Source organism: Actinoplanes sp. NPDC051861 (assembly GCF_040681145.1).
In the GTDB taxonomy this organism is placed as follows: Bacteria; Actinomycetota; Actinomycetes; order Mycobacteriales; family Micromonosporaceae; genus Actinoplanes.
In genome coordinates this window covers 193,567-215,955 of sequence record NZ_JBFAYE010000004.1, presented here as the reverse complement: position 1 = coordinate 215,955, position 22,389 = coordinate 193,567, and the positions used below count along the sequence as shown (strand labels likewise).

Here is a 22,389-nt window from a genome sequence, read left to right as displayed (position 1 = left end):
GCCGCCTTGCGCGTTTCGCATCGCCTTGCGCGCCTCGCGCCGCCTTGCGCGCCTCGCGGCCGAGCCGAGCCGAGCCGAGCGATCTTGGGCTTGGGAGCCGGTGACGGGCGGCCTGCGCCCAAGGTTCAGGGCGCTACCTGCTCGCCCACACGTCCAGGTTGAAGCGCTCCAGGACGCCGGGCACGAACAGGCCGGCGATCGAGAGCAGGGAGATCAGGGTGAAGGCGGTGCGAAGGATCACGACCTCGACCTTCCCGCCAACCCTCACGGCCATGCTGTTCGGGATCCCGATCATCATCCACATGCGGCGCCTGATCGGAATCGGCCACAGAATCGGGACACCGTTCTTAGTGATCATGTCGCCGAGGATGTGCACGAAGCAGCCCACCGCCACCGCGAGTCCCAGCAGCGGATAACCGCGGCCACTGGGCAGGTTCGCCGCCGTGAACCAGGCGATCGCACCGGACGCCAGCGTCACGATGACCCAGCCCGCGCGCTCGGCCCATTCGTCGAAGAGGCCGCGCAGCGCCAGCCCCGCCATGAAGAAGACGATCCCGACGACCGCCCACTGCCCGAAGTTGGCGCACAGCGCGGTGGTCGCCCACCCGATCAGCGCGCAGAACGGCAGCGTGTGGGTGAACGTACGATGCCCGTTGTCACGGCGTGGATCCCGCTTGAGCTTGGTCGCGGTGTAGACGCCCAGCGAGAACTTCTCCACCACCTCGGCGATGAACAGCGAGAAGACCCCGAACGTACGGGCCACCGTCGCGCCGCCCTGGTTGCGGGTGACCTTGCCGGAGAGGTCCAGATCCGGCAGGAGCGCGCCACCCGCGCATATCGCCGTACCGACCGCCACCTCGAGCGGCGTCTGGCTGATGTTGGCGAACTGGTCGAGCGCCCAACTGCCGGCCAGCCAGGCGGCCGCTCCCGAGAGAGCGTGCGACGGACCCATCATGTGCCTTGTCCCTCCCCGAACAAACTCGGCCACTCTGGCAGAGCGAACGGGGAAGATCAACGACCGTCGTGTCCATGTCGGACCGGTGTGTCAGAGATGACCGTGGCGGCCGACCGTGTACTCGAAGCGGTACCGTCCGTACCGCGCGTGCTTGATCAAGCCGATGACCAGGAAAGTCAGCGGGATGGCCGGCCAGAAGAAGGTCGCGTTGGAGAGCATCCACAGTCCGGTCAGGAGCCCGGCGATCACCAGGATGAAGCTCGCGTGCCGCTGCAGGGACCGGCGTGTCGCGGCGCGTGCCTGCGGGGTGTGGGCAAGGGCCCGCCGGCCACCGTCGGGGAGATCTTGGGTGAGCGGCTTGAGCTCGTCGCGATATTTTGATGCGTACGCGGACGCGAGCCGCTCTTCCCCCTCGGTCAGGTCCAGGCGCCCTTCGCTCATGGCGGCGCGCAGGATCTCGGCGACCTGCTCGCGTTCCGCGTCGGAGGTGCGGATCCGGGCGGCGGGTGCTTCGTGCGGATTCATGGCTTCTCCTCTTCCGGCGTTCTTCCTGCCTCAAAGCGTGGCCGTTTCGCGTCTCCGGCGCGTCGCTCGGGCGGAGCATCTCGGGGTGGCCCCCGCGTACTTCCCAGGGAGTACCGAGGGCCGCCGGGTCCGCCCGCGGAGGTATCCGGGAATCAAACCGTGCGTCGATGCCGGCGGGCGGCCGGTGCCGTAGTTTCGGCTCATGACGAAGCCCGCCGACCTCGGGATGCGGCTCGCCGTGGCCCGAGCCGAGCGGTGGGACCGCCATCGGGCGCGCCGCCCGCGGAAGCATCCCGACTGGCCGCCCGGCGCCGTGATCGCCGCGGCCCTGTTCCACCTGGTGGGGACGCACAACCTGGCGGAGAAGGGCGGCGTCTTCTGGACGCTGTCGTGGCCGGTCGACGTGCTCCTGATGGTCGGGCCGGTGGCACTGTTCTGGCGGAGGCGCGCCCCGGTTCCGGTGTTCGTCATCGCGGCGGCGGCCTCGCTGCTCTATGCGACAGGCGCCGCACCGCACTTCTCCTACGCGGCGGCACCAGCCATCGCGCTGTTCACCCTGTCCCGCTCCGGCCGGACGCGTGCGGCCGCGATCGCCGGTGCCCTCGCCTACCTCACCTACCTGCTCGTGATCGTGGTCCTCGGCGACCCGCTCGGTCTCCCCGCAGCCACTCGCCCGAGCCTCGGCCAGGCGCTGCTCGCCGCGGCCGGAGTGGCCGGCGCCGTCGTCCTGGGCGCCGCCTCCAAGGTGCGCAGCGAGCAGCTGGCCGAGCTCAGCAAGGTCCGCGCCGAGCAGGCGCGCGCCAAGGAGGAGCAGGAGCGCCGCCAGGCCTCGGAGGAGCGCCTGCGGATCGCGCGGGAGCTGCACGACGTGCTCGGGCATCACCTGTCGCTGATCAACGTGCAGGCCGGCGTCGGGCTGCACCTGATGGACAACCGGCCGGAACAGGCCCGGGAGGCCCTGACCGCGATCAAGAGCGCGAGCGCCGAGGCCCTGCGCGAGGTCCGCGCCGTCCTCGGCGTCCTGCGCACCGAGGGCGAGGCCGCACCGCGCCAGCCCGCACTCGGGCTCAACCGCCTGGACGAGCTGACCGCCGACGCCGGCTTCCCGGTCCGCACCATCGTCAACGGCACCCCACGCGAGCTACCCGCCGAGGTCGACCGCGCCGCCTACCGCATAGTCCAGGAAGCCCTCACCAACGTCCGCCGCCACGCCGCCCCCGACCCCCACACCGAGGTAACCATCGGCTACCTCCCCACCACCCTCCACCTCTCCATCCGCAACGGCGCCACCCCCACCCCACCGGCCTCCTCCTCCGCGCCCCCTTCCCCGCCGGCCGCTTCCTCCGCGCCCTCTTCTCCGCCGGCCTCCTCGTCCGCGCCCCCTTGTCCGCCGGTCACCTCACGGACGTCGCCGCCCGCCTCACCGACGTCGCCGCCAGTCGCCTCACCCCTGGCACCCACAGTTGACCCACCCTCACCGCCCCTGGCCGACCCACTCAGAGCGCCGAAGGCCGCCTCACCATCGCCGAATGCGGCTGGCACCCCCACGCTGCCGGCCGTCGGCTCACCCCCAGCGTCGGCCGTCGGCTCACCCCCAGCGTCGGCCGTCGGCTCACCCCCAGCGCCGGCGGTCGGCTCACCCCCAGCGCCGGCGGTCGGCTTACCCCCAGCGCCGGTGGACGGTTCTGCCTCGTCGCCCGCGCCGAACACTGCCGGGGCGCCCTCATCGCGTGCTGCCGGCTCCGCTTCGCCGGTTGCGCCGCATGCGGTTGGCTCGTCCTCGTCGCCTACCTCGCCCGCGGTCGGCTCTCCCGCTACAGCGGGGGAGCGGGGTAGTGGCATCGCGGGCATGCGGGCTCGGGCTGAGGCGCTCGGGGGGCGGTTGGAGGCTGGGCAGTTGGCGGGTGGTGGGTTTCTGGTGTCGGCGATTCTGCCGGCGGTGCCCGCGCGGTCGGCGGGGGCTTCGGTGGGGGCTGAGGCGTGCTGGGAGGGGGACGGATGATCAGGGTGGTGCTGGCGGACGATCAGGCGCTGGTGCGTGCGGGGTTCCGGGCGTTGCTCGGGGCGGAGCCGGACATCGAGGTGGCCGGGGAGGCGGCGGACGGGCTGGGTGCGGTCGAGGTGGTGCGGGCGGTGCTGCCTGACGTGGTGCTCATGGACATCCGCATGCCGGGGGTGGACGGGCTGGAGGCGACCCGGCGGATCGTGGCGGATCCGGCACTGGCGGGGGCGAAGGTGGTGATTCTGACGACGTTCGAGCTGGATGAGTACGTGTTCGAGGCGTTGCGGACCGGGGCCTCCGGCTTTTTGGTGAAGGACACCGAGCCGGTGGAACTCCTGCGGGCGGTGCGTGTGGTGGCGGCGGGGGAGGCGCTGCTGTCGCCGAGCGTGACGCGGCGGGTGATCGGTGAGTTCGCGGGTGGGGCGGGGCGTGGGCGCGAGCCGGTGCCGTCACGCGAGTTGGAACAGCTCACCGATCGCGAGCGCGAGGTGATGGTGCTGGTCGCCGAGGGGTTGTCCAACGACGAGATCGCCGCTCGCCTGGTGATCAGCCCGGCCACAGCGAAGACACACGTCAGCCGCACGATGATCAAGCTGGGCGCACGGGACCGCGCCCAGCTGGTCGTGCTCGCCTACGAGGCCGGCCTGATCCGCCCCGGCTGGCTCGCCTGACCGAAGCGACGCCGGGCGGAGACAGCGCCGGGTGGCGGCAGCGGCGGGTGGCGACAGCGGCGGGTGGCGGCAGTGCCGGGTGGCGACAGCGGCGGGTGGCAAAAGCGCCGGCCGGAGCCAGTGGCGGGTGGCGACGGTGGCGGGTGGCGACGGTGCCGGGTGGCGGCAGTGGCGGGTGGCGACGGTGGCGGGTGGCGACGGTGGCGGGTGGCGACGGTGCCGGGTGGTGGCAGTGGCGGGTGGTGGCAGTGGCGGGTGGCGGCAGTGGCGGGCCGGGGGTACCGGTGTGGCGGGGGAGGGGGTCAGGCGCCGGGGAGCATCGGGGTGCCGGGGGTGGCGAACCAGGTGGGGGCGTCCTTGGCCAGGGAGGTCTCGATGCGGTGGTGGGCGAACGGGTTGAGGTCCGGTAGGGCGGTCAGGGGGAACCAGGCGACGGCCAGGGATTCGGTGTCGTTGACTCGGGCTTCGCCGTGGACGGGGTGGCAGCGGAACCAGGTGTTGACCATTTGGCAGTGGTCGCCGTTGGGGTAGGTGACCTCGTGCAGGGCTACGCCGGCCAGGCGTTCGATCTCTACGTGGAGGGAGGTTTCCTCTTCCACCTCGCGGAGGACTGCGTCGGCGGGTTGTTCGCCGGGGTCCATCATGCCTGCTATCAGGGTCCAGCGGCCGGTGTCGCTGCGCTGGTGGAGGAGGACCTCGTTGGCGTCGTTGAAGATCACGGCGGTGACGGTGGGGAACATGATCAGGCCGGGGCCGACCTTGGCGCGCAGGGCGGTGACGTATTCGGAAGCGGGCACCAGGCGACCCTAGCGGTGGGCGGCTACCGGGGCGGCCACTGAGCGGTTGCGGCCGGCCTCCTTCGCTGAGTAGAGGGCGGCGTCGGCGTCGCGCATGAGGGACTCGGGGTCGGGGTGGGAGGCGCAGGCGGCGCCTATGGAGACGGTGACGCTCAGGAGGTTCTCGCCGGCGTCGACGGGTAGGCCGGCTACCAGCAGGCGGAGGCGCTCGGCCAGGGCCAGCAACTCGCCGGCGTCGGTGTGCGGGGCGAGGACCACGAACTCCTCGCCGCCGTAGCGGGCCACCACGGTTCCGGCTCGGCTGCCGGTGGCCAGGCGGCGGGCAACTTCTTGCAGGACGCGGTCGCCGGCCGGGTGGCCGTACGTGTCGTTGACCCTCTTGAAGTGGTCGACGTCGATGACGAGTAGGCCCACGCCGTAACCGGTCCGGGCGGCGCGGGAGCACTCGACGGCGAGTGCGTCGGTGAAGTGGCGGCGGGTGTGCAGGCCGGTGAGGCCGTCGGTGACCGCGGCCCGGTGCTGCGCGGCGACCAGCCCGGCCATCCGGAACAGGACGAGGAGGAACATCGCCGCGCAGGTGGCGCTCGCCAGCGGCACGCTCAGGTCCTCGCCGCGTAGGTGCTGGACGTACTGCAGGCCCGGACCGATGAGAACGGCCACGGAGAGCACGACGAGCCGGGCCGGGGTGGCGTGCGGCGCGGCCACCGGGCTGCGCTCGTCGAAGCGCCGCATGCCGGGGTGCAGCGCGGCGGCCGCGATCATGCCGAGTGACGCGATCCAGAGGTCGTCCATCAGGATCTCGGGTACGGGCAGCTCGTCGTCCACGCCGACGGCGAGCCAGAGGGTGTCCGCCGCGAGCATGAGTACCAGTGAGCCGAGGACCAGGTACAGGACCACGGAGCGCGCGCTGGAGCCGAGGACCAGCCGCGCGGTGAGCAGCACCAGGGCCAGGTCGAGGACCGGGTACGCGGACTGGGTCAGCTTCGCGGCCAGCGGCAGGCTCGAGTCGGTGGCGAGCGGCTCCAGCACGAACACCCAGGCGAGCAGGCTCGCGCCGATCGCCACGACCAGGGCGTCCACCGCGCTCGGCGCGTCCCAGCCGGGGGTGCGGCGCCGGATGAAGACCAGTAGTGCGGTGGCGGTCATCAGGTAGCTGGCGAAGTAGATGACGTCGGCGGGAGTGGGCTCGACGAAACCGCCCATCCACTCGTCGACGACAGTGAGCGCGTCGGCCACGAAGTAGGCGAACTGGCCCGTGGCGAGCAGCAGCCAGCCGGTCCGTTGCGGCGGCCGGTTGCGCAGCGTGCCGACCAGGATCATGAGCGGCGCGCCGAGGCTGACCGCCATGTACGGCATGACGGTCAGCACGTAGTTCAAGTCGAGGTACTCGAACGCCGTGCGGGTGGCCGCGAACAGCGCGACGACGCCCAGCCACCAGACCCAGACACGGTTCACAGTCGGTAGCCTCCGCGCGTACGGTTGCCAAACGGGAGCGAATGCGTGCCCGGCCTGGTGGCGGGCAAGGTCAGAGCTTTCGGGCCCGCAGGTGCTCGGCGACCGACCAGGCCTGGAACGGGCAGCCGGTGGCCTGGTGCGGCGCGTCGCCGTCGGCGGTCTCCGAGATCGAGCCCAGGCCGTGTTCGCCCAGATGTCCGTCGATGTCGGCGAGCACATCGTCCACGGGGACGCCGAGCCGGTGCCAGGCGGTGACGTACGGGCCGGTGAGCCACGGCCAGACGGTCCCGGTGTGGTACGCGCTGTCCCGCTCCGCCGGCTCGCCGCGATGCTTACCCCGGTACCCGGGTTCGGCCGGCGCGAGACTCCGCAGCCCGAGCGGCGTCACGAGTTCCGCCCCGATCCGCCGCAGCGCCGCACGATCGGGACGCAGCGGCGCGTGCGGCAGCGACCAGGCCAGCAGCTGGTTCGGCCGCAGCGTGGCGTCGTCGCCGTTCGGCCCGTCCACCACGTCGTGCAGCAGCCCCGAGGGTGTCGGGAAGCGCCTGCTGAAACCCTCCCGCGCCGCCGGGTACGCCGCCTCGGCCGCCCCGGGTGGTGTGCCGGTCCGCGCCGCCAGGTCCAGGACGGTCGCCAGCGCGTTCACCCACAGCGCGTTGATCTCGACCGGCTTCCCGGCGCGCGCGGTCACCGGCACCCCGGCGACCCGGGCGTCCATCCAGGTCAGCGCCTCACCGGCCGAGCCCTGGCGGATCAGCCCGTCGGCCGGGTCGGTGCGGATGCCGTACCGGGTGCCGCCCAGGTGGTGGCTGACGACGTCGCGCAGCGCGGGGAGCAGTTCGGCGGCCAGGTCGTCGTCGCCGGTCTCGGTCACGTGCCGGCCGATCGCGTGCAGGAACCAGAGGGTGCCGTCGGCGGTGTTGTACTCGACGCTGCCGGTGTCGGCGGTGTTCGCCAGCATGCCCCGCGACAGCGTGCCGGCGTACGCGCGCAGCAGCTCCCGGCCCGTCTCGGCGCGGCCGGTGCAGAGGAACAGGCCCTCGTAACCGATCATCGTGTCCCGGGACCAGGAGCCGAACCAGGGATAGCCGGCCACCACGTCCGGCCCGGTTCCGGTGCGGACGACGAACGCGTCGGCGGCCAGCACCAGCGCGGCCTGCGTCTCGTCGGCGGGCTCGGCGGCGGCGACCACGGCCCGGTTGCGCATGCGGGCGGCGGACACCGTCTTGGCGGCCGGCGGCGGTGGATCGTCCAGGTCACCGGCCCAGGCCGACACCTCGACGGCCTCACCGGGGTTGGCGAGTGCGGAACGGAAGCTTCCCGCGTACCAGAGATCTTCGGTTTGTGGCAGGCCTCGCTCCGCCTCCGCGCGGTAACGCACGCCGCGGAACCACTCCCCGCTCGGAGCGAAACCCGGCCCGCTCAGCCGGTATGCCCCCTCCACCTCGCACCCGTCCGCCGTGGGCGTGACCTGCGGTGGCGGGCCGCCGGCTGTGCGCTCACCGTGCGCGTCCCGCCAGGTGCACAGGGCCTCCAGGCTGATTTCGATCGGGCCCCCGGCGACCAGCCGGTGCACCACCGCGACCGAGGGGCGCCCGGCGGCCGCGGCCACCTCCCGCTCGATCACCACGTCGCCGATCCGCCACCGCCACCGCGGCACCCCGTCGATCAGCGCGAACGAGGTGAGCAGCCGGTTGCCGTCGGGGGCGACCGCGCCGTCGGCCCACTGATGCACGCCGAGGCGCACGGTTGCGCCGGACGGCAGGGTAAGGACCGGGTCGAGGGAGGCGAGGGCGAGATTGCGTACGGCCGGCGTGCGGCCCGCCACCACGAGGAGTCCGTGGTAGCGGCGGGTGCGCAGACCGCTGACCGTGCCCATGGCGTAGCCACCGGTGCCGTCGGGTACCAGCCATTCGCGAGTGGCGCCCTCGGTGAGGCGGGCGCTCAGCTGAGGCCCGAAAACGATCGGGCGGACCGTGGCCACGGCGGGGCTGACCTCCGGTGGAGAGGGCCTTACACACTTGACACAAACACGTGACAGTCTCAGTGTGATCGACTCCGGGCTGAAATTCGGGTTGTGGGGGATATCGGGTTGTGGGGGTGAGAACGGACGTGTCGGAGCGCGTACGCCTGGCCCAGGCCGATTCCGGTGAGCAGCCGTGGCGTGCATGGGGTCCGTACCTGGCCGAGCGCGCCTGGGGCACCGTCCGGGAGGACTACAGCGAGCACGGCACCGCCTGGGACTACTTCCCTCACGATCACGCGCGGTCCCGGGCGTACCGGTGGAACGAGGACGGCATGGCCGGCCTCTGCGACGACCGGCAGACGTTCAGCTTCGCGCTGGCACTGTGGAACGGCAGAGATCCGATCCTCAAGGAGCGGATGTTCGGCCTCGGCGGCGACGGCGGCAACCACGGCGAGGACGCCAAGGACTACTGGTGGTACCAGGACTCGACACCCACCCACTCGTGGATGCGGTGGCGCTACCACTATCCGCAGGCGGAGTTCCCGTACGACGAGCTCGTCGCCGTCAACGGCCGGCGCTCGCGCAACGAGGCCGAGTACGAGCTTGTCGACACCGGCATCTTCGACGAGGACCGGTTCTGGGCGGTCACCGTGGACTACGCCAAGGCGTCACCGACCGACGTGTGCGTCGCGGTCACCGTGTCCAACCGGGGCCCCGAGACGGCGACCCTCCACGTGCTCCCGACACTCTGGTTCCGCAACACCTGGTCCTGGGGGCTGCCGAACCGGCAGGTTCCAGCGATGAAGGGCACACCCGGGCGGCTGCACGGTGTGCACCGCTCGCTCGGTCACCTCACGCTCTTCGGCGAGGACGAGGCGCCCGCGCTGATGTGCGACAACGAGACCAACGCGCAGCGCCTGTGGGGGCTGCCGGGGCGGAGCTCGTATCCCAAGGACGGGATCAACGACCATCTGATCCACGACATGCCGACGGTCAACCCGGGCGGTGTCGGTACCAAGGGAGCCCTGCACTACCTCATTACTCTGGGGCCGGGCGAGTCTCGTACGATCAAATTAAGACTCACTCAGAGTGACCGGCCGCTGGAGGCCGCGGACCTCGGCGATGGCTGGTCCGCGGTGATGCGGGAGCGGGCCGCGGAGGCCGACGAGTTCTTCGGTGACGTGCTCCCGGCCGGCGCCTCCGCCGAGGAGATCTCGGTGGCGCGGCAGGCGGTCGCCGGTCTCATGTGGGCCAAGCAGTTCTATCACTTCGACGTGAAGCAGTGGCTCGTCGGCGACCCGGGCAACTCACCGCCGCCGCCGGGCCGGCGCTACGGCCGCAACAACGGCTGGCGGCACATGAACAGCTTCGACGTGATCAGCATGCCGGATCCGTGGGAGTACCCCTGGTACGCCGCCTGGGACCTGGCGTTCCACTGTGTCAGCATCGCCCGCGTCGACCCCGGCTTCGCCAAGTCGCAGCTGCTCCTGCTGCTGCGCGAGTGGTACATGCACCCGAACGGGCAGATACCGGCCTACGAGTGGTCGTTCAGCGACGTGAACCCGCCCGTGCACGCCTGGGCGGCGCTGCGCGTCTTCGAGATCGACGGCAGCCGCGACTACGACTTCCTGTCCCGGATCATGCACAAGCTGCTGCTGAACTTCACCTGGTGGGTCAACCGCAAGGACGTCGGCGGCAACAACGTCTTCGAGGGCGGCTTCCTCGGACTCGACAACGTCGGCCCGTTCGACCGGTCCGCCGCGCTGCCGGTCGCCGGTGTGCTCGAACAGTCGGACGGCACCGGCTGGATGGCCATGTACGCGCTCAACCTGCTCGACATGTCGATCATCTTGGCCCTGCACGACCGGACCTACGAGGACATGGCCACCAAGTTCTTCGAGCACTTCACGTACATCGCGGAGGCGGCGTACCGGCAGGGGCTCTGGGACGAGGAGGACAGCTTCTTCTACGACGTGCTGCGCATGCCGGACGGCCACAAGGTGCCGCTCAAGGCACGCTCGATCGTCGGGCTGCTGCCGCTCGCGGCCACGACACGGCTCACCTCGGAGACCCTCAACCGGCTTCCGGAGATCAGCGCGCGGGTCCGGTGGATGCTCCACCACCAGGGCGAGTTCGGCGACGTCATCAGCGCGCGTCGCCTGGGCGGCGCCGATCGGCGCCGCCAGCGGCTCCTTTCCATGGTGGGCCAGGACCAGCTGCTGCGCATTCTCGCGCGGCTGCTCGATCCGGAGGAGTTCCTTTCACCGTACGGGCTACGCACGCTGTCCCGGGCACATCTGGAGAAACCGTTCACGGTTGCACTCGGTGGGTCCGAGTTCACCGTCGGCTACGAGCCCGCGGAGAGCACCAGCGGGCTGTTCGGCGGCAACTCCAACTGGCGCGGCCCGGTCTGGATGCCGGTGAACTATCTGCTCGTCCAGGCGCTGCGGGAGTTCGCCCGGTTCTACGGCGACGACCTCAAGGCCGAGTATCCGACCGGCTCGCAGACCAAGGCCGGACTCACCGAGATCGCCGACGACCTGTCCCGCCGGCTGATCGCCCTGTTCCTGCCGGGCGACGACGGGCGGCGACCGATCTACGGCGCGACGGAGCTGTTCCAGAGCCACCCGGACTGGAAGGATCTGATCGCCTTCCCGGAGTACTTCAACGGTGACAACGGCGCTGGGCTGGGCGCATGGCACCAGACTGGCTGGACGGCTCTGGTTCTCGACCTGATTTTCGAGCTGTACTCGGGGGATAACGGGATCGCGCGCGGTTGACAGGTTCCCGTTTAATGCGACTTCTCGGCGGTTTGCTCTCCGTGAGATGGGATGCGCATGTCTCGAACTGATCAAGCGTTGGACCCGGGTCTCCTCGAGTCCGGGTCCGACGGCGCCCGTCTCAACGTCCCGAACGTGATCACCGCGGTGCGCACCATCGTCGCGGTCTCGTTCGGTGTCGCCGCGATCGTCGAGGTCAGCGTCAAGTTCGCGGTGATCGCGTACCTCGTCTACTGGATCGGCGACATCCTCGACGGGCTGTCCGCGCGCCTGCTCGGCGAGGAGACCCGCTTCGGCGCGGTCTTCGACATCGTCTCCGACCGGGCCTGCTTCGCGGTGTGCGCCACCGCGCTCATGACGATCCGCCCCGACGCGGCCATCCCGGTCACCGTGTTCCTGCTGCACTTCCTGGTGCTCGACTGTCAGCTCAGCCTGGCGTTCCTGCGCTGGCCGATCGTCAGCCCGAACTACTTCTACGTGGTGCACCCCGGCGTCTACCGCTGGAACTGGTGGCCGCCGGCGAAGGTCGTGAACACCACGGCGCTCGCGGTGGCGGTGCTCCTCCCGATCCCGATCTGGGTCGGCGTGGTGATCGGCCTGGCGGCGATGGTCGTCAAGGCGGTGTCACTGGTCGTCGTGTCCCGTCTCCGCCCGGCGCTTCGATGATTGCGGCGCTGCTGTTGACGCTGGCGGTCGGGTTCGTCTCGTCGTTCTATCCGGGGCTGCCGGTGGAGCCGTACCTGATCGCGCTCATGGCGACGACGAGCCACAACGCCGTCGTGATGGGTGTGGTGGCCGGCGTGGGGCAGAGCGCGGGGAAAATGGGCATATTCCTGGCGACGCGGGGGGCGGTGCGGCTGCCGGTGCTGCGGCGCTGGATCGATCGGCGCAAGGAGGAGCAGGCCGCCGCCGATCCCTCGCCGCCGCGGTGGTGGACCCGGTGGGGACAACGGCTCACGGCGTACGCTCGCCGGCTCCTGCCGATGGAGAAGCCCTGGATGGCCTTCCCGATGATCCTGCTCAGCTCGGTGGTCGGCATCCCGCCCCTGCTGCTGATGACGTTCGCCGCCGCCGCCACGAAGATGCGCGCCTGGGTCTTCCTCGTCGCCTGCGTGATCGGCCGGTGCGTCCGGCTTGTGGCGGTGGCGCTGACCCCGGCCGCGGCCGGCTTCTTCATCACCTGATCGAATGGGGCGATGACGGGGGTCGAGGCATCCACACACGTGCGGCTGGCGCGTCCCAGCCGGGATCTGGCCGCGGCGGAGCGGTTCTACGTTTTCGGGCTGGGCCTGGAGGTGCTGTACCGGGCGACGGCTTCCGGGCCCGGTGAGCACGATCTGCTGATGGTGGGACGCGCCGGCGCGGCGTGGCACCTGGAACTGGTGGCGGCGCCGGAGCCGAGTCCGTCGGAGCAGGATCTGCTGGTCCTCTACCTGGACGGGCCGGTTCCCGAGGAGCTGCTGGATCGTCTGGTCGAGGCGGGCGGCCGCCGGGTCTCGCAGGGCCCCTATTGGGATCAGTGGGGGACAACGGTCGCCGATCCGGACGGTTATCGCCTGGTCCTCTCGACACGGCGCTGGCACAACACACCCCTGGGCGGGTCGTAGCGTCAGCGGGCGCGCGCCACGATCTCCTCAGCCACATGCCGCAACTGGGCGTGATCGGGGTGGAAGCCCGCGGCGATGTCCGGGTGCAGTCCCGCCTTCGCCTGGTCCAGGAGCATGGCCGTCACCTGTTCGACGCTCTCGCCCGCGTACCTCTCTGTGATCTTGACTGTTGCCGCCTGCAGTGCCGAACTGAGCTGATCCTCCAGCGGCCCGCGCAGCTTGCGCTCCACCGGCGTCAACGACTGCGGATCGAGGGTGACGTGCGGCTCGGCCAAGGTGTCCCTCCAAAAGATCGCCAACGGCCGCGGGATTACCCGCCTCTCCGCGTCCCGTAAACCACGATCACCCCCGAGTAGCACAGTTCTAGAACTCCGTGCTACAAAGACACCACTGTTCTAGAACTCTTAGGGAGACGCTGTGGATCAGTTGGTGCGCACCGAGGGGCGATTCGGCGAGTACGGCGGTCGTTTCGTGCCCGAATCTCTGGTACCCGCCTGTGACGAGGTCGCCGACGCGTTCGCCGCCGCGTGGAGCGACCCGCTGTTCCATGCCGAGCTCGACCACCTGCTCTCGGTCTACGTGGGCAGGCCCACCCCGCTGACCCCGGCGGTCCGGCTGTCCAGGGAACTGGGGATCACCCTGCTGCTGAAGCGCGAGGACCTCACCCACACCGGATCCCACAAGATCAACAATGTGCTGGGGCAGGCGCTGCTCGCCCGGCGGATGAACAAGCGGCGGCTGATCGCGGAGACCGGCGCGGGGCAGCACGGCGTCGCCACGGCCACCGCGGGTGCGCTGCTCGGTTTGGACGTCACGGTGTTCATGGGCGAACGGGACATCGAGCGCCAGCGGCTCAACGTGTTCCGGATGAGGATGCTCGGTGCCGAGGTCGTGCCGGTCGGTGCGGGCAGCCGCACGCTCAAGGACGCGACCAGTGAGGCGTTCCGGCACTGGGTGACGGTGGTCGAGGACTCGTACTACTGCCTGGGTTCGGCGCTGGGGCCTCGCCCGTACCCGTGGATGGTCCGAGAGTTCCAACGAGTGATCGGTGACGAAACACGCGCACAAATCACGAAAATTCCTGACTTCGTGGTGGCGTGTGTCGGCGGCGGATCGAATGCGGCCGGGACGTTCGCCGGATTCCTGGACACGGAGGCGAGACTGGTCGGGGTGGAGGCGGCCGGGGGCGCGGCGATCAGTGCCGGCCGGAACGGGGTGCTGCACGGGTTCCGCTCCAAGGTGCTTCAGGACGAGCACGGGCAGATCAGCGAGGCTCACTCGATCTCGGCCGGGCTGGACTATCCAGGAGTCGGGCCGGAGCACGCGTGGCTCAACGACACCGGTCGCGCGACCTATGTGACGGCCACCGACGACGAGGTGGTGGCGGCGACGCACCGGCTGGCGCGGGCGGAGGGGATCCTGTGCGCCCTGGAGTCGGCGCACGCGGTGGCGTGGGTGTTGCGGGCGGCCGCGGACGGGACGATTCCGCAGGGCTCGACGGTCGCGCTGACGCTGTCCGGGCGCGGCGACAAGGACATGGCGACCCTGATGGAGCTGTCATGAAGATGCTCGTGCCCTACGTGACCGCCGGCGTGACGGCGGACTGGACGGATCTGCTGCGCGCGGCGGTGGACGCCGGGGCGGACGCGATCGAGGTGGGGCTGCCGTTCTCCGACCCGACGATGGACGGGCCGGTGGTGCAGCGGGCGTCCTACCAGGCCCTCTGCCGAGGTGTGACGGTCGACGGGATCCTCGAGGAGGTGTCGAAGGTGGACGCCGGGGTGCCGCTGGTCGCGTTCGCGTACACAAATCTGGTTGTGCATCGCGGAGCCGGCGCCTTCTGTGCGGCCTTGCGCGAAGCGGGGTTGAGCGGGCTGATCGCGCCGGACCTGCCGCTCGACGAGGCGGAGCCGGTCGCTGAGGAGACCGAGCGGCACGGGGTGGATCTGACGCTGCTCGCCTCGCCCTCGACGCCTCCCGAGCGGCGGGTCAAAATCGCAAGAAAGAGCAAAAGATTTGTGTACGCGGTGAGCGTCATGGCCCCGACAGGTGAACAGGCGTCGTTGCGCGAGTCGAGCCGTGACCTGGTGACGGACCTCAAACAGGCCACGGACCTGCCGGTGCTGCTGGGCTTCGGCATCTCCGGCGCCGAGCAGGCCGCCGCGGCGTGCGAGTACGCGGACGGCGTCGTGGTCGGCTCGGCGCTGATGCGCAGGGTGCTGGACGGCGCCGGGCCGCGCGAGATCGGCTCGACGCTGGCCGGGATGCGCGCCGCGATGAGATAGGGCCGGTGGCCCAAGGTGAGGCTCTCGATCGCCTTGGACCACCGACTTCCCTTTCGCTACCCGCTGACGGTCGGCCTAATCACCTCGGGGAGCAACGCCGGCAGAAGAGTGCGCAGCACCTCGATCCCGTCCCGGCTGAGCACCGACTCCGGATGGAACTGGACGCCCGCGAACCCCGCTCCGCGCAGCGCGTGCACCGTACCGTCCGAGGCGTCCCGCGCGACCTCGATGTCTCCCGGCTCCGGCGGGGACGAGCGTTTCGGCTGGGACGAGGGTTCCGGCGGGGACGAGGCCGAGAAGCTCGAATAGAACCCGACCCGGCGCACCGTCCCGAACAGGTCGATGTCCTTCGCCAGTCCCTGGTAGGGCGACTCCCGCCGCACGAGGGGGAAACCCAGGACGGACGCCAGGATCTGGTGGCCGAGGCAGACGCCGAACACCGGGCGGCCGGCCGCCAGCAGCGAGGTGGCCAGTTCCCGCAGCGCCGCGATCTTCGGGTGCGCGACGTCCGAGGGGTCACCTGGGCCGGGCCCGATCACGACCAGGTCGGCCGGCGGCAACGGGGCGTTCCAGGGCACCACCGAGACGGCGAGGCCGAGCGCCTTCAACTGGTGCGCGAGCATCGCGGTGAAGGTGTCCTCGGCGTCCACGATCACGACCGAGCGGCCGGTGAGGGAGGGCATGGCGAGGGCGCCGGGCGAGCGGGAGTCGAGCCAGAAGCGGGCCAGGTCGTCGTTGCGGGCGGCGAGCAGCTGCTGGACCTCGGGGGAGGAGGCGTCCTCGCGTACCGAAGAAGGCCGGGCCGGCACCGCACCCAGCGCGGCCAGGACGCCCGCCGCTTTCACGTGGGTCTCCGCCACCTCGCCGGCCGCTGTCGAATGCCGGACCAGCGTCGCACCGACCGGTACCCGCAGGGTGCCGTCAGGGGAGATCTCCGCGGTGCGGATCAGGATGGGCGCGTCCAGGGTCTGCCGCCCCTCGGCGTCGTGGTCGAGAAGCGCCAGCACGCCCGCGTAATAGCGGCGGCCGCGGCGTTCGTGCCGTGCGATGACCCGGCACGCGTTCTCGATCGGGCTGCCGGTCACCGTCGGCGCGAACATCGTCTCGCGCAGCACGTCCCGCACGTCGAGGGAGCCGCGGCCGGCGAGAAGGTACTCGGTGTGCGTCAGGTGGGCCATCTCCTTCAGGTAGGGCCCGGCGACCTGACCACCGTGTTCGGCGACCTTGGCCATCATCTTCAGTTCCTCGTCGAGGACCATGTAGAGCTCCTCGATCTCCTTCGGGTCGCGGAGGAAGTCGACCAGCGACCCGGAGCCGTTGCGGAACGTGCCGCTGATCGGGTTCATCATCGTGATGCCGTCGGCCACGCTGACGTGCCGTTCCGGGGTGGCGCCGACCAGGGTCCGGGTGCCGGTGTGCACGAGGAACGTCCAGTAGGTGCCCTGCTCGGACTGCAGCAACCGGCCGAACGCGGCGCGCGCCGCCTCGACCGGATCACCCTCCACGGATGCCTGGTAGACCCGGTGGATCACGAAGTTCGCGCCCTCGCCCCGGCCGATCTCGTCCCGGAGCACCTCCTCGACGATCGCGCCGTAGTCCTCGTCGGAGATGTCGAAACCGCCGTCGCGGAGGGTCAGCGGTCCCGGTGGAAAGGCCGACAGCGGCTCCGTCGTGCGGGACCGCACGAGCAGGCACTCCAGCGGCGCCCCGTCGTCGACACAGTCGAATCCGCGCTCGGCGATCTGGCGGAAAGGGATCAGGGCAAGGGTGGGCCCGATGGGAATGTCGGATAAATCGGAAACGACCGCGAGGTCGCCGGTCAGAACCTCGACGTGGTCGGCGCCGTCACGGTGGAGCAGGGCGAATGGCATGACGTCCTCCGGAACTCGGCGGCGCCGACCGAGTCCGGCCATGCAGAACGGCCGCCTCGGAGAGGCGGCCGCGGTGGTTGGTTACGCGCGGGGGATGGGGCCGCCGGTCAGGCGGGCCACCACATGCTCAGATTCGCGCGCATGGCGGACAGCATACGGCATCAGACCGCGAAAGCGAGGTGCACGGCGTTCCGCGCCCACCGCATCCGGCCGATGGCGCAGTCCGGGTGCTCGCCGAACTCCTGAGCGACCCGTTCCGCGCAGCCCGCCTCACCGAACCGGTCGACGGTCGCGTGCACGGCCTCGCGGATGTTTTCCGCCGTCGGCTCGTGGGAGCGCTGCAACCAGGAGACGAAAAGAGCCTCACAGCGAACGTCGTCGATCAGTGCGGTCATCGGATCCTCCAGCCCTTCGGTAGCGCCGCGGTTGCCTCAGGAACCAGCACACCGTCTCCGGGCTGCAACGAGGGCGCGGCTGGGTTGCCGCTGGGTTGCGGGCGCTTTCTCCGAGCTACCCACTTTCTGGCTGTTGAAGGGCTATCGTCCGGATAACTGGTGAGGGGGGATTGCCGTGACGACGGTCCTGGTGGCCGACGATGACGCCGACATCCGCGACCTGGTGGCGTTCAAGCTGGAACAGGCGGGGCTCGAGGTCATCACCGTCGGGGACGGCCAGGCCGCCGTCGAGTCCGCGCGGGCGAACCGCCCGGACCTGGCGGTGCTGGACGTCTCGATGCCCGGCCTGTCCGGCATCGACGTGTGCCGGGCGCTGCGCGCGGACCCGGCCACCGCCGGCATGCTGATCATCATGCTCACCGCCCGCGTCCAGGAACAGGACGTCGAGGGCGGGTTCAGCGCGGGCGCGGACGACTACGTGACGAAGCCGTTCAGCCCGCGCGAACTCGTGTCCCGCATCCAGGCACTGCTCACCCGCGCTCGGACCTAGAGGTTCGCGGCGGCTACCAGCTTCTCCACGGCCTCCGGGCTCAGCGGGCTGCCCGGGAACTTCGCCATCCGGATCAGCGGCAGGCTGCCCAGCATCATCAGCATGTCCGGGTCGGCGACCATCGAGCCCATGACGCCGTCCCCGCCCGAAGCCATCGCCGCCATGAACGCCTCGGTGAGCAGTTCCGCGCCGCGCGGGTCGGCGAACCACTCGCCGACGCTCGAGTCGGCGGTCAGCGGGACCCGGGCCGCGTCGCCCTCGACGGTCACCGTGACGGTGGCGCGGATGTCCCGCGAGGAGGAGCCGATCTCGAAGGTGTAGTCGCCGCCCTCGACCACCCAGCGGCCCAGCCGGGTCTCCCAGTAGGCCAGGTCCTCGCGCTCGACGGTGAGCACGACCTCCTCGGTGGCGCCGGCCGCGATCTCCACGCTCGCGAACGCCTTCAGCTCGCGGGGCGCCCGCTGCACCGCGCTGCCCGGCAGGCTGACATAGAGCTGAACCACCTCGCGGCCGTCCCGGTCGCCGGTGTTGGTGACGGGTACGCGGATGTGCAGCCCGTCCTGTTCGACAGCCCCGTAGGTAAAGGTCGTGTAGGACAGCCCGAACCCGAACGGGTACGCCACCTCCTGCTGCCGGGCGTCGAAGCCGCGGTATCCGACGTGCAGGCCCTCGCCGTACCGGACATGGCTGTTCTCGCCCGGGAAGTCCAGGTAAGAGGGGTGGTCGGCGAGCTTCAGCGGGATCGTCTCGGCGAGCCGCCCGGACGGGTTGACCCGGCCGAACAGCACGTCGGCGATCGCGCTGCCGCCGGCCTGGCCGAGCAGCCAGCTCTCGACCAGCGCGGGCACCTTCTCGTCCCACGGCTTGGTGGCGAGGACCGCGCCGTTGGACAGCACGACGATCACGCGCGGGTTGGCCGCCACGACCCGCTCGATCAGCGCCAGCTGGGCGGGCGGCAGGTCGATCGAGGTCCGGTCGGCGCCCTCGGTCTCGCGGACGCTGCCGGCGAAGACGATCGCCACGTCGCTCTCCCGCGCGGCCGTCTCCGCCTCGGTGAGCAGGGCCTGGTCCGGTGCGTCGCTCTCCACGGAGTAACCGGCGGCGAACGTCACCGTCGCGCCGGTCTCGCGGATCGCGGTGAGCGCGTCGTCCAGCCGGGTCGGGGTGATCTGCGAGCTGCCTCCGCCCTGGTAACGCGGCGTGCGCGCGAACTCGCCCAGCACGGCGACGCGGCCATCGGTGCTCAGCGGGAGCAGGCCGCCGTCGTTCTTCAGCAGCACGATCGCCCTTCCGGCGATCTCCCGGGCAAGTGCGTGGTGCGCTTCGGCGTCATAGGTTCCGGCCGGTCGCTTCCCGGCCTTCTCCACCATCTTTCGTACGCGTGACGCGCTCGTCTCCAGCAGGTGCGGGTCGAGCTGTCCCGTCTCCACGGCGGTGACCAGCGCCCGGTCGCCGTCCTCGTCCGGACCGGGCATCGTCAGGTCCAGCCCCGCCGCGATCGACCTGACCCGGTCCACCACCGCACCCCAGTCCGACACGACCAGGCCCTCGAAACCCCATTCGCCGCGCAGCACCTCGGTGAGCAGCCAGTGGTGCTCGCTCGCGTACACCCCGTTGACCTTGTTGTACGCGCACATCACGGTCCACGGCTGGGCCCGCGTCACCACCCGGTGGAACGCCCGCAGATACATCTCCCGCAGCGTCCGCTCGTCGACGTCGGCGCTGACCCGCATCCGGTCGGTCTCCTGGCTGTTGACCGCGAAGTGCTTCAGCGACGCGCCGACACCCCTGCTCTGCAGGCCGAGCACCCACTCGGTGGCGAGCACGCCGGTGAGGATCGGGTCCTCCGAGAAGTACTCGAAGTTGCGGCCGCCGAGCGGGCTGCGCTTGAGGTTCACACCCGGGCCGAGCAGCACGGCCACGTCCTGGGCGCGGCACTCGTCGCCGAGCGCCTCACCCATCCGGCGCAGCAGGCCGGGATCCCAGGTCGACGCGCTGGCCACGGCCGGTGGGAAGCAGGTGGCGGGCACGCCGGACAGCAGGTCACCACTGCTCGCCTGCATGCGGACGCCGTGCGGCCCGTCGGTCACGGTGACGGCGGGCAGCCCCGCCGACTCCACCGGCGCCGTGTGCCAGAAGTCTCGGCCACTGGTGATCGCCGCCTGTTCCGCGGTGGTGAGCATGCTCGTCCTCCGGCTTACCTAGTACCTGCTAAGTAGTAACTGCCTCGTAACATAGCGACGCGCCGGCGTCCCCGGCAAGGGGCTGCTGATAGGAAAGACCCTGTGAAAGCCGCCCCACCTCGCCGTTCCCGGCTCCCGGCCGCCGAGCGCCGCCGCCAGATCATTGAGGTAACCACGCGCCAGATCGCCGAACGCGGCTTTTGGGGACTCTCGATGCAGGACGTGGCCGACGTCTGCGGTGTGACCGTCCCCGGCCTGCTGCATCACGTGGGCTCCAAGGACAGCCTGCTCGTGGCCGTCCTGGAGCACCGCGACGAGGAGGACGCCAGGTCCCTGGCCGCCGAGGTGGGCGTGTCGCCCGAGCAGATCTGGTCGGACGACCCGGCCGAGATCACCCTGCCCCAGATCTGCTCCGCCCTGGTCCGCCGCAACGCCGGCCAGCCGGAGATCGTCCGCCTCTTCGCCGTGCTGGAGGCCGAGTCGCTGGCCCCCGACCACCCGGCCCACCGCTACTTCCGCGACCGCCAGCAGCGCACCCTGCAGATGTTCGGCGCGCTGGCGTCGGGCCGCGTGGCCGACCCGGCCGCCCTTGCCGGCCAGGTGGTGGCGATGATGGACGGCCTGCAGATCCAGTGGCTGCGGGACCCGGGATCGGTGGACCTGGTCTCCGCGTGGGAGGCGGCCGCGGAGCGCCTCTTCAGCGGCCTTCGATAGCGGACTCTCAGCCCAGGTTCAACGGCCTTCGATAGTGGATGCTCACCCCAGGCGCTTGGGCCCGAGGTAACTGCCGCCGGTGGCGTCGATGACGTTGGCGGTGAGCCACGCGCTGTCGGCGCCCGCGAGGAACGCGACGACGCCGGCGATGTCGGCGGGAGTGCCGACGCGCTCGAGCGCCTGGTTGGCCGCGACCATGGCCTGCGCCTCCGGCGGATCGAGAAAGTGCGCCGTCCGGTCGGTGCGGGTCGGGCCGGGCGCGACGGTGTTGACCGTGATGCCCCGTGAGCCGACCTGGTTGGCGACGTTGCGGGTGAGGGTCTCGATCGCTGCCTTGGTCATCGCATAGGCCAGCTCGCCGGGCAGGGCGATGCGGGTGACCCCGGAGCCGATGTTGACGATGCGCCCGCCCGCGCCCATCAGCGGGAGCGCTTTCTGGATCAGGAAGAACGGCGCGCGCACGTTGACCGCGAAGAGCCGGTCGAACGCCTGAGGGGTCTCCGAGTCGATGTCGCCGTCGGAGTCGCCGACTGCCGCGTTGTTGACCAGGACGTCCAGGTGGGCGTGCCCGGTCCGCTCCCGCAGGCCGGCTCCCACCGCGCCGATCACCGCGTCGGCGTCGCCCGCGACGCCCAGCTCGGCCCGCACGGCGAAGGCCCGCCCGCCGGCCGCCTCGATCGTGGCCACGGTGTCCGCCGCGGCGCCGTCGTCGCTGCCGTAGTGCACCGCGACCAGGGCGCCCTCCGCCGCCAGGCGCTCACAGATGCCCCGGCCGATGCCGCGCGATCCACCGGTGACCAGCGCCGTCCTACCGCTGAGTGAAGTCATCTCTGTCTCCCATAACTGTTTATCTCGTAAGCAGTACGGTTTATGTTATACACAGTTACGGGTCGCGGGTCAACGGCGGCCGGCGGACGTGAAGGGGAGCCGATGAAGGCCGAGGCGGGCGCCATGGATCTGCTCTGGGGCCGGACCGCACGACGGGCCCGCGGGCCACGGCCGGTGCTCACCGTGACGCAGATCGCGCAGGCCGCCGTCGAGATCGCCGACGCCGAGGGTCTGGCCGCGGTGACGATGCAGCGGGTCGCCGACCGGTTCGGCTTCACCGCCATGTCGCTGTACCGGTACGTGCCCGGCCGCGCGGAACTGATCGCCCTGATGATCGACACGGCGCTCGGAGCAGCGCCGCCCGTGGACAATTCGGACGGCTGGCGGCCGGCACTGCACCAGTGGGCCCGGCAGCTGCGCGACGTGTTCCGCGGTCATCCCTGGGTGAGCGAGGCCACCACCCGGTCCCGGCCGGTCGGCCCACTCGAACTGAGCTGGCTCGAACGCGCGGTCGCGGCCCTCGCAGGCACCGGCCTGACCGCGGCGGAACAGGTGGACGCGGTGGTGCTCCTCACCGGCCACGTCCGCAACCAGACCCAGGTCGAGTCCGGCATCGCCGCCGACGGCGGCGAGCAGCTCGCCGCCGCGCTGGCCGAGACGCTACGCGAGCACGCCGGCGACTATCCCGCGCTCGCCACGGCGGCCGGCGACGGCGGCTTCGGCGGCGGCGACGGCTTCGAGTTCGGCCTGGAGTGCATCCTCAACGGCATCGCCGCCACCGTCGCCACGAGGTGACAGCGGGTCT

Annotated in this window: 21 protein-coding genes; 11 read left to right on the top strand and 10 right to left on the bottom strand. The window is 70.9% G+C overall.

Features of this window, described 5'->3' with window-relative positions; all coding sequences use genetic code 11:
* Positions 1–133: 133 nt before the first annotated feature.
* Both AB0M02_RS15140 and AB0M02_RS15135 read right to left on the bottom strand, forming a co-directional pair.
* On the bottom strand, positions 134–955 hold the full coding sequence (locus AB0M02_RS15140; RefSeq protein ID WP_364226609.1) for a metal-dependent hydrolase: 822 nt from the start codon (positions 953–955) through the stop codon (positions 134–136).
* A gap of 90 nt (positions 956–1,045) precedes the next feature.
* Entirely contained in the window at positions 1,046–1,480 is a 435-nt protein-coding gene (locus tag AB0M02_RS15135) for a DUF1707 domain-containing protein (RefSeq protein WP_364226607.1), read from the bottom strand.
* Between the two features lie 202 nt (positions 1,481–1,682).
* Here AB0M02_RS15135 and AB0M02_RS15130 point away from each other — a divergent pair, with 202 nt between their 5' ends.
* The gene (locus tag AB0M02_RS15130) at positions 1,683–3,482 is read left to right on the top strand and encodes a histidine kinase (protein WP_364226604.1); all 1,800 of its coding nucleotides are present in this window, start codon (positions 1,683–1,685) and stop codon (positions 3,480–3,482) included.
* A complete protein-coding gene (locus tag AB0M02_RS15125; protein WP_364226601.1) occupies positions 3,479–4,153 on the top strand; it encodes a response regulator transcription factor in 675 nt (224 codons plus the stop codon). The genes AB0M02_RS15130 and AB0M02_RS15125 overlap by 4 nt, the downstream gene beginning before the upstream one ends.
* Positions 4,154–4,455: 302 nt before the next feature.
* Here the strand turns inward: AB0M02_RS15125 and AB0M02_RS15120 are convergent, their stop codons facing one another.
* The 3 genes from AB0M02_RS15120 to AB0M02_RS15110 form a co-directional block, all read right to left on the bottom strand.
* On the bottom strand, positions 4,456–4,950 hold the full coding sequence (locus tag AB0M02_RS15120; RefSeq protein WP_364226598.1) for an NUDIX domain-containing protein: 495 nt from the start codon (positions 4,948–4,950) through the stop codon (positions 4,456–4,458).
* A gap of 9 nt (positions 4,951–4,959) precedes the next feature.
* Positions 4,960–6,405: a diguanylate cyclase gene (locus AB0M02_RS15115; protein ID WP_364226595.1), complete on the bottom strand. Its 1,446-nt coding sequence runs from the start codon at positions 6,403–6,405 to the stop codon at positions 4,960–4,962.
* 70 nt (positions 6,406–6,475) lie between these two features.
* On the bottom strand, positions 6,476–8,389 hold the full coding sequence (locus tag AB0M02_RS15110) for an amylo-alpha-1,6-glucosidase (RefSeq protein ID WP_364226592.1): 1,914 nt from the start codon (positions 8,387–8,389) through the stop codon (positions 6,476–6,478).
* A 116-nt stretch (positions 8,390–8,505) separates the two neighbouring features.
* Here AB0M02_RS15110 and AB0M02_RS15105 point away from each other — a divergent pair, with 116 nt between their 5' ends.
* From AB0M02_RS15105 to AB0M02_RS15090, 4 genes are all read left to right on the top strand, one after another.
* Positions 8,506–11,151: a glucosidase gene (locus AB0M02_RS15105; RefSeq protein WP_364226589.1), complete on the top strand. Its 2,646-nt coding sequence runs from the start codon at positions 8,506–8,508 to the stop codon at positions 11,149–11,151.
* A gap of 78 nt (positions 11,152–11,229) precedes the next feature.
* Complete coding sequence (locus tag AB0M02_RS15100; protein WP_364226587.1) at positions 11,230–11,817, top strand: CDP-alcohol phosphatidyltransferase family protein; 588 nt, start codon at positions 11,230–11,232, stop codon at positions 11,815–11,817.
* A complete protein-coding gene (locus tag AB0M02_RS15095; protein WP_364226585.1) occupies positions 11,814–12,335 on the top strand; it encodes a hypothetical protein in 522 nt (173 codons plus the stop codon). Before AB0M02_RS15100 ends, AB0M02_RS15095 begins: the two co-directional genes overlap by 4 nt.
* A 12-nt stretch (positions 12,336–12,347) precedes the next feature.
* The gene (locus tag AB0M02_RS15090; RefSeq protein WP_364226583.1) at positions 12,348–12,758 is read left to right on the top strand and encodes a VOC family protein; all 411 of its coding nucleotides are present in this window, start codon (positions 12,348–12,350) and stop codon (positions 12,756–12,758) included.
* A 2-nt stretch (positions 12,759–12,760) separates the two neighbouring features.
* Here AB0M02_RS15090 and AB0M02_RS15085 read toward each other — a convergent pair whose 3' ends face one another.
* Positions 12,761–13,033 carry a hypothetical protein gene (locus tag AB0M02_RS15085; protein WP_364226580.1) on the bottom strand — a complete coding sequence of 91 codons (273 nt, stop codon included), beginning with the start codon at positions 13,031–13,033 and terminating at the stop codon, positions 12,761–12,763.
* 151 nt (positions 13,034–13,184) lie between these two features.
* On the opposite strand from AB0M02_RS15085, the gene trpB reads away from it, so the two are divergent.
* Together trpB and trpA are read left to right on the top strand one after the other, a co-directional pair.
* Entirely contained in the window at positions 13,185–14,321 is a 1,137-nt protein-coding gene (gene trpB, locus AB0M02_RS15080; RefSeq protein WP_364227438.1) for a tryptophan synthase subunit beta, read from the top strand.
* On the top strand, positions 14,318–15,043 hold the full coding sequence (gene trpA / locus AB0M02_RS15075; RefSeq protein ID WP_364226578.1) for a tryptophan synthase subunit alpha: 726 nt from the start codon (positions 14,318–14,320) through the stop codon (positions 15,041–15,043). The genes trpB and trpA overlap by 4 nt, the downstream gene beginning before the upstream one ends.
* Positions 15,044–15,099: 56 nt before the next feature.
* Here trpA and AB0M02_RS15070 read toward each other — a convergent pair whose 3' ends face one another.
* Both AB0M02_RS15070 and AB0M02_RS15065 read right to left on the bottom strand, forming a co-directional pair.
* Positions 15,100–16,914 carry an anthranilate synthase family protein gene (locus AB0M02_RS15070; protein WP_364226576.1) on the bottom strand — a complete coding sequence of 605 codons (1,815 nt, stop codon included), beginning with the start codon at positions 16,912–16,914 and terminating at the stop codon, positions 15,100–15,102.
* Between the two features lie 161 nt (positions 16,915–17,075).
* The gene (locus tag AB0M02_RS15065) at positions 17,076–17,309 is read right to left on the bottom strand and encodes a hypothetical protein (RefSeq protein WP_364226573.1); all 234 of its coding nucleotides are present in this window, start codon (positions 17,307–17,309) and stop codon (positions 17,076–17,078) included.
* Positions 17,310–17,484: 175 nt separating this feature from the next.
* Here AB0M02_RS15065 and AB0M02_RS15060 point away from each other — a divergent pair, with 175 nt between their 5' ends.
* Positions 17,485–17,859 carry a response regulator gene (locus tag AB0M02_RS15060; RefSeq protein ID WP_364226571.1) on the top strand — a complete coding sequence of 125 codons (375 nt, stop codon included), beginning with the start codon at positions 17,485–17,487 and terminating at the stop codon, positions 17,857–17,859.
* Here AB0M02_RS15060 and AB0M02_RS15055 read toward each other — a convergent pair.
* Positions 17,856–20,042 carry a glycoside hydrolase family 3 C-terminal domain-containing protein gene (locus AB0M02_RS15055; RefSeq protein WP_364226568.1) on the bottom strand — a complete coding sequence of 729 codons (2,187 nt, stop codon included), beginning with the start codon at positions 20,040–20,042 and terminating at the stop codon, positions 17,856–17,858. The genes AB0M02_RS15060 and AB0M02_RS15055 overlap by 4 nt on opposite strands.
* Before the next feature lie 102 nt (positions 20,043–20,144).
* On the opposite strand from AB0M02_RS15055, the gene AB0M02_RS15050 reads away from it, so the two are divergent.
* Positions 20,145–20,756 (top strand): TetR/AcrR family transcriptional regulator, encoded by a 612-nt coding sequence (locus AB0M02_RS15050; RefSeq protein WP_364226565.1) that lies wholly within the window; start codon positions 20,145–20,147, stop codon positions 20,754–20,756.
* A gap of 42 nt (positions 20,757–20,798) precedes the next feature.
* Here the strand turns inward: AB0M02_RS15050 and AB0M02_RS15045 are convergent, their stop codons facing one another.
* Positions 20,799–21,584: an SDR family oxidoreductase gene (locus AB0M02_RS15045; RefSeq protein WP_364226562.1), complete on the bottom strand. Its 786-nt coding sequence runs from the start codon at positions 21,582–21,584 to the stop codon at positions 20,799–20,801.
* 102 nt (positions 21,585–21,686) lie between these two features.
* Here AB0M02_RS15045 and AB0M02_RS15040 point away from each other — a divergent pair, with 102 nt between their 5' ends.
* Positions 21,687–22,379: a TetR/AcrR family transcriptional regulator C-terminal domain-containing protein gene (locus AB0M02_RS15040; protein WP_364226560.1), complete on the top strand. Its 693-nt coding sequence runs from the start codon at positions 21,687–21,689 to the stop codon at positions 22,377–22,379.
* Positions 22,380–22,389: the final 10 nt, after the last annotated feature.

Excerpts from the sequence above, each read along its gene's own strand:
- AB0M02_RS15140 (WP_364226609.1), bottom strand. The coding sequence starts at position 955 with ATGATGGGTCCGTCGCACGCTCTCTCGGGAGCGGCCGCCTGGCTGGCC.
- AB0M02_RS15135 (WP_364226607.1), bottom strand. The coding sequence starts at position 1,480 with ATGAATCCGCACGAAGCACCCGCCGCCCGGATCCGCACCTCCGACGCG.
- AB0M02_RS15130 (WP_364226604.1), top strand. The coding sequence starts at position 1,683 with ATGACGAAGCCCGCCGACCTCGGGATGCGGCTCGCCGTGGCCCGAGCC.
- AB0M02_RS15125 (WP_364226601.1), top strand. The coding sequence starts at position 3,479 with ATGATCAGGGTGGTGCTGGCGGACGATCAGGCGCTGGTGCGTGCGGGG.
- AB0M02_RS15095 (WP_364226585.1), top strand. The coding sequence starts at position 11,814 with ATGATTGCGGCGCTGCTGTTGACGCTGGCGGTCGGGTTCGTCTCGTCG.
- AB0M02_RS15090 (WP_364226583.1), top strand. The coding sequence starts at position 12,348 with ATGACGGGGGTCGAGGCATCCACACACGTGCGGCTGGCGCGTCCCAGC.
- trpA (WP_364226578.1), top strand. The coding sequence starts at position 14,318 with ATGAAGATGCTCGTGCCCTACGTGACCGCCGGCGTGACGGCGGACTGG.
- AB0M02_RS15070 (WP_364226576.1), bottom strand. The coding sequence starts at position 16,914 with ATGCCATTCGCCCTGCTCCACCGTGACGGCGCCGACCACGTCGAGGTT.
- AB0M02_RS15065 (WP_364226573.1), bottom strand. The coding sequence starts at position 17,309 with ATGACCGCACTGATCGACGACGTTCGCTGTGAGGCTCTTTTCGTCTCC.
- AB0M02_RS15055 (WP_364226568.1), bottom strand. The coding sequence starts at position 20,042 with ATGCTCACCACCGCGGAACAGGCGGCGATCACCAGTGGCCGAGACTTC.
- AB0M02_RS15045 (WP_364226562.1), bottom strand. The coding sequence starts at position 21,584 with ATGACTTCACTCAGCGGTAGGACGGCGCTGGTCACCGGTGGATCGCGC.
- AB0M02_RS15040 (WP_364226560.1), top strand. The coding sequence starts at position 21,687 with ATGAAGGCCGAGGCGGGCGCCATGGATCTGCTCTGGGGCCGGACCGCA.